The organism is Acidobacteriota bacterium (assembly GCA_030774055.1).
GTDB lineage: Bacteria > Acidobacteriota > Terriglobia > Terriglobales > Acidobacteriaceae > JACPNR01.
In genome coordinates this window covers 1-6,077 of sequence record JALYLW010000027.1, presented here as the reverse complement: position 1 = coordinate 6,077, position 6,077 = coordinate 1, and the positions used below count along the sequence as shown (strand labels likewise).

The following is a 6,077-nucleotide window of genomic DNA, read 5'->3' as shown; positions in this document are numbered from 1 at the left end:
CGCCAGCACAACGAAAAGGCCCCGCTCTCGCGGGGCCTTGTGCACCTTTCCTTTCGCATTTCCCTGGCAACCGGCAATCACGCGGCGGGGGCAAGCGACCGCTGCGCCGCGTTCTGGATGAACCGCTTCATCACCGTCGCCCACATCACTTTCTTGCGCACGGCGCTCTCTTTCATCCCACGGCCCTGCACGAACATCCGCAGCAGCGCTTTCATCTTGAGCACGCGCAGCACGGCTTCTTCCGTCGGCGAAACACCGTACGCCGCCAGGAACTCCTGCTGCACCTCGCCGGTGATCTCACGATTGCAGAAGGGATACTTCTCCAGCGCCTCCACGCATGCCAGGAACTGCGCCGCGTCGGCAAAGGCCACGCCGCGCTTGCTCATCTTGGCGTAATCGCAGAAGCCCACGCCGTTCTCGTTCACGATGATGTTCAGCGGCGTGAAGTCGTTGAGCACCGCCGCATGCGGCAGCGCTTTTTTCACCCGCGCCAGCGCCGACTTCGCACCCGCGAGGATCGTCCGGATCGACGCGTCTTCGAGGCCTTCCGTCCGGCAACGCTCGCACGCCGCGGCGAGCTCTGCCAGCAGGCCTGCGCCGTCGAACGCCACCGGCATGTCGGCGGTGGCGTTGTGGAAGCTGCGCAGCCATTCCCCGGCCTTGCGTGCCGAAAGCTTGAGCACGTCGTGGTCGGCGTATCCCGGCAAGAGCGCCGCCTTCATGATGACGGACTGCAACGGCAGCCCGCTGAACTTCGCCGTGACCACCGCGCCGACCTCGGTGAAGTCGCCCAGCGGACGCGGCACTCCCGAAAGCGCTTTCTTCTCGAAGATCTTGTGGACGTAGGTCAGGTTCCCAAACTCGGTCTTCGCCATCTGCTTCGCGCCCGCCGCGCCACACTTCGACGCGCGATAAACCTTCGCCGAAACGCGCTCACTCGCGTCCGAAGAGTCCACCACGATGTCATAGGTGTAGTGGTCGGTCTTGGGCGTGTGCCCGACCACGCGGACATTCTTCAGCTCGGTGTGTCCAGCAAACAATTCCAGCGCCGAGCCACGTAGCTCAGCGACGATGTGGTCCATCACATTCTCTGCCATTACTTCTCCAGGTTCTTCCAGGTTTACGTCCTACGTTTACTTCCTACTTGCTTCCCACGCTCTGCTTCCCACGTTTGCTTTCAAGCGTTCCGTCAGGTTGCTTCCGGCGATCGCTCCGCAGCTCTGCCCGAAGGTCGGTCGCCCTTATGCTCGGCTTCCCTGACTGTCGTTCGGAAGGTGACGCCGTATGGCGGAGCCAATGTCGGCTCCCGTCTAGTCATTTATCCTGCAGTTACCCTGCCAAGTCCCTGTCCCGCAACAACGGCTAAGTCATTGATTCTGCGTAGGTAAGCAGAGGACCGCCCCGCCTCTCGCCCGCCCCCGTGCCAGTATGTGGGAACCTTCCTACCCACATCTGGCAATCAGCTCCTAGCTGCTGGTCGCTAGCCTCGAGCGCTTTTCTTGGAGGGTAACGAGTGAGGGATCGCCGGATCGGCCATCCCTCAGAAAGTTGAAGATTCACGGTGGGGTGAGCGGGGAGCGAGCCCGCCGCGGCGGGCAAGCAGAGCGCGAGGGGCGACGCAGGCGCGGTCCGCCGCCGTTGCGGCGACCCTCAATAAAAAAGGTATTTACGCCACTTGGCGTCGCTGCGTCCGATCATCCGCATGATGTGTCGCGAAGTATGCAGGGTGAACGCCCGCGGCTCGCGCGTCAGCTTCAGCCCCGCCTCATGCAGCAGTTGGTTCCCTTTGGTCCGATTGCACTCCTGGCAGCACGCCACCAGGTTTTCCCAGGTGGAGAGCCCGCCGCGCGAGCGCGGGATCACGTGGTCGAGGGTGAGCTCGGCCGCCGGCAGGATGCGCAAGCAGTACTGGCAGGTGTTGCGATCGCGCAGCAGGATATTCTTCCGCGAGAGCGCCCGCGTCTGGTGCGGGATCCTGCGATATTCCACCAGCCGGATCACGCTCGGCACCCGCATCGCGATGCGCGCCGCGTGCAGGTAGTGCCCATTCTCTTCCTCCGTCATCGCGACGCCCTTCAGCACCAGCACGATCGCGCGCCGCGCCGCGCAGATATTGATGGGCTCGTAGCTCGCATTCAGCACCAGCACCGGCTGATGCATCGCCTGGCTCCCATTCCCGTTGCCGTTGCCGTTTGGCTTCACCGGCTGGGGATGGGTATGCGGATTCTGCCGAGCGTGGGTCCCGTGTTTATGCATGGGCTGCCCTGCTCTTAGTGGGTTCGTCCTCGATCGCTTGAACGTCCTCGAATGCTTGAACGACGTCCGGCTCGATCAACGCGGCATCGTTCTTCAGCACGCGCGCCACCGTCGCCACATAGACCTTCTCGGCGCCCGCGCGCCGCAGCACCTTGGTGCACTCCGTCACCGTGGTGCCGGTGGTGAAGACGTCGTCCACCACCAGCACGGTCGCGCCCTGCAAGCTCTCAGGGTCTGCAGCAACAAAAGCCCCGCGAACGTTCTCGCGCCGCTGATGCCGCGTGAGCCCGGTCTGCGACGCTGTGTCGCGCACGCGCAGCAGGCGCTCCGCCGCCAGCTCGTATCTCCCGCGCGCCACCGGCGCCATAAAGCGCAGGGCCGTGCGCGTGACTTCGAGCGCCTGGTTGAATCCGCGCTGCTTCTGCTTGCTCTGATAGAGCGGCACAGGAACGACCAGCACTTTTTCGGACCCGCCGTTCGTTCCAACGATCTCCAAACCAACAATCACCTCCGCCAGCATCCGCCCGAGCACGGGCGCGGCGGTGTGCACGCGCGCGTACTTCAGCAGATGGACGAGCTCGCGCAGCGCGCCGTCATAAGGACCGTAAGCCAGCGCCCGCTCATACGGAGGCCGCTGTAGCTCACACATCCCGCACATGAGCGCCGGCGTCTCGCCGGCTGGTGCGGCGGCGTCCCCGCCGCTGCTGGGCGTAAATCTCCCCGCCATCACCCTCTCGCCGCAGATAAAACACGACTCTCCCCGTGTTGGGACATGAATGGCACGCGCGAGGCAATCCTCACACACGGGCAGCCGCGAGATGTTTTCGAGTGGAGCGTTGCAGAAGCGGCAGGCGGAAGGAAAAAGCGTTGAGAAGAGGCCTTCGACGAGCGCAAACAGGGTCCCAGACGTCCGGCTACTCTCCGGCAGGTCTTGCCCTTGGGCCCGGATTAGCTCACTACTCCTGAAGACGAGCCTCCTCAAGGATGCCTCAGTATAACCGAGAATGCCCGCTCCTCCACAAACGGCTAGGCCGATGCCGCCGCCGCGCGCGTTCCCGCCAGCACCGCCGCCAGGCAGAGTGCGTTGTTCAGGATGAAGTTGAGCGCGAACAATCCCCAGCGCCCTTCCTGCGCGTAGCTCACCGTCTCGAACGCAAACGCGGAGAACGTGGTGTACGCGCCGCAGAATCCCGTGACCAGGAATAGCTGCCAGCGGCTATCTAGCTGCGCGCGTCCCGCGACGTAGGCGAGGACGAATCCGGCGAGCAGGCTTCCGGTCACATTCACGAACAACGTGCCGTAGGGAAAGCCATGGTGTGCGGTCTTGACGGACGAGTAATGAGTGACAGCAAAGCGGGCACATGCGCCCAGCACTGCGCCGATCGAGATCCAAAGGTAGGCCACGATGGAGTCCTCCTGCGAGTGAGATCGTAGGAGTTATCAGCTCGGCCGGATTCGTTCCTCCGCCGGCGGTTGAAAAGCAGATGGCGAACTCCATCGCCAGGCTTGAGTTTACCAAATCCCCAACTCACATTGCGCCACAACCCGCGCGAATGCTAACCTCCTCGGTTTGCGCGCCGTGCATCCGACTCCGCAGGAGGAATCGTGGCCACTGACGTAACCCCCAACGCCGCCGAGACTTTCAAACCCTATGTCCCGCCCGAGGACATGCGCGCCGAGTTTACCCCGCGCGCCATCCTGCTCGGCGGTTTCTTCGGACTGCTCTTTGGCGCCGTCACCGTCTACGTGGGTCTGCGCGCCGGCCTCACCGTCGCGGCCTCCATCCCTATCGCGGTGCTCTCCATCAGCATCCTGCGCGCCTTCGGCAAATCGACCATCCTCGAGAACAACATCGTGCAGACCACCGGCTCGGCCGGTGAATCCATCGCCGGCGGCGTTATCTTCACGCTGCCCGCGCTCATCTTTCTCGGCTTCCCGCTCGAGTACGCGCGCATCTTCCTGCTCACTCTTTTCGGCGGATGGCTCGGCGTCCTCTTCATGATCCCGCTGCGCCGCCAGCTCATCGTCAAGGAGCACGGCAACCTGCTTTATCCGGAAGGCACCGCGTGTGCGGACGTGCTCATCGCCGGCGACCGCGGCGGCTCGTTTGCCAGCCGCGTCTTCATGGGACTGGGACTCGGCTCGCTCTACACCCTCTTCCAGAACGAGAACATGTTCTCGGCGTGGCAATCCACGCCAACGTATAACCCGAAGTGGCTGCCGGGCTCGTCGATCCGCGCCAACACCACCGCCGAATATCTGGGCGTGGGATACATCATCGGACCGCGCATCGCCGGCGTCATCTTTTCCGGTGGCGTCTTCGCCTGGCTCGTCGTCATGCCGGCCATCAAGTTCTTCGGCGGCAATCTGACCGCTCCGCTTTATCCCGGACCGAAACTCATCTCCGCCATGGCGCCGGACGAACTCTGGCGCTACTACATCCGTCCCATGGGCGCCGGAGCCGTGGCCGCCGCCGGCCTCATCACGCTGCTGAAAACCATTCCCACCATCGTCGCCGCACTGAGCGCCGGGCTTTCCGATCTGAAAAAAGGCGCCGCCGGGGTCGCCTCGCGCAAGCGCACCGATGACGATCTGCCGATGTCCTGGGCGCTCATCGGCGCGGGCGTGATCCTCGCAATGATGTGGGCCATGCTCACGTTCTATCCCGTACCCGGCGCGCACACGAGTTGGTACGCCAACATTGCCGCCGCCATCTTCGTCGTCATCTTCGGATTCCTCTTCGTCACCGTCTCCTCGCGCATTACCGGACTCATCGGCACCTCGTCGAATCCCATCTCCGGCATGGCCATCGCCACGCTCATGGCCACCTGCGCCGTCTTCCTCGCGCTCGGCTGGACGGGCCCTGCGTTCGGCGCGCTCGCTATTTCCATCGGCGGCGTCGTCTGCATCGCTTCCGCCAACGCCGGCAACACTTCGCAGGATTTGAAGACCGGATTCCTCGTCGGCGCCACGCCGCGCAAACAGCAGTATGCGCTGCTCATCGGCGTGATGGTCTCCGTCTTCGCTATCGGCATCACCCTGATGGGCATGAACAAAGGGCTCGAGTCCTACCGCCCCTTCACCTCCACCAGTCCCATCGACGTCAACAACCTGACTACTGGCGTCACGGTGCAAGAGGTCGAACTCCCCGCCCAGGTCCGCGTAACGGACGACAAGGGCGCCCACCTGCAGACCGTCAACGGTTCGCAGTACCAGGTGATCAACGCGATCGGCTCACGCGAACTGCCCGACGGAAAATATCTCTACAATCCCGCGACCAAGCAGATCGAGATCCAGTGGATCCAGGGCATCGGATCGGAGCGCGCCGCCGCGCCGCAAGCGCGCCTCATGGCCACCGTCATCAACGGCATCTTGAACCAGCAACTGCCGTGGGGGCTCGTGCTGCTCGGCGTCTTCCTGGTGATCGCCATCGAACTCCTCGGCATCCGCTCGCTCTCCTTTGCCGTCGGCTTCTATATCCCGATGGCGACCACGCTCGCCATCTTTATTGGCGGCCTGGTTCGCTGGCTGGCTGAAACCGCCGCTGAACGTGCCGGACAGAAGGCCGAAGAGACGGACGTCTCGCCCGGCTCGCTCTACGCTTCTGGACTCATCGCTGCCGGCGGCATCGTCGGACTGCTGGGCATCGCGGTGAAGCTGATGGAGACGCAAGGCTGGCTCCCCGAAGGCGCCGTCGCCTGGGGCAATCATCTTCCCTGGATGGCCAGCGGCTCGCCCGTCGGGCATTGGATCGGTGTCGTGACGTTCGTCGCGCTGGCATACTCGCTCTACCACTTCGCGCGCAAGCCGCTCGAGACCAC

General features: G+C 63.8%; 5 protein-coding genes and 1 riboswitch. Of the genes, 1 reads left to right on the top strand and 4 read right to left on the bottom strand.

Translation table 11 applies throughout. The annotated features are described in order from the left end of the window. Positions 1-77 precede the first annotated feature (77 nt). The 4 genes from M3P27_02255 to crcB form a co-directional block, all read right to left on the bottom strand. Positions 78-1,097: a hypothetical protein gene (locus tag M3P27_02255; GenBank protein MDP9267133.1), complete on the bottom strand. Its 1,020-nt coding sequence runs from the start codon at positions 1,095-1,097 to the stop codon at positions 78-80. Positions 1,098-1,650: 553 nt separating this feature from the next. After that, on the bottom strand, positions 1,651-2,160 hold the full coding sequence (locus tag M3P27_02250) for an HNH endonuclease (GenBank protein ID MDP9267132.1): 510 nt from the start codon (positions 2,158-2,160) through the stop codon (positions 1,651-1,653). A gap of 88 nt (positions 2,161-2,248) precedes the next feature. Then, the gene (locus M3P27_02245; protein MDP9267131.1) at positions 2,249-2,983 is read right to left on the bottom strand and encodes a ComF family protein; all 735 of its coding nucleotides are present in this window, start codon (positions 2,981-2,983) and stop codon (positions 2,249-2,251) included. A 299-nt stretch (positions 2,984-3,282) separates the two neighbouring features. Then, the gene (crcB, locus tag M3P27_02240; protein MDP9267130.1) at positions 3,283-3,660 is read right to left on the bottom strand and encodes a fluoride efflux transporter CrcB; all 378 of its coding nucleotides are present in this window, start codon (positions 3,658-3,660) and stop codon (positions 3,283-3,285) included. Between the two features lie 20 nt (positions 3,661-3,680). After that, positions 3,681-3,767, bottom strand: a riboswitch (Fluoride riboswitch). 157 nt (positions 3,768-3,924) lie between these two features. On the opposite strand from crcB, the gene M3P27_02235 reads away from it, so the two are divergent. After that, the coding region (locus M3P27_02235; GenBank protein MDP9267129.1) for an oligopeptide transporter, OPT family at positions 3,925-6,077 on the top strand (2,153 nt) is incomplete at its 3' end.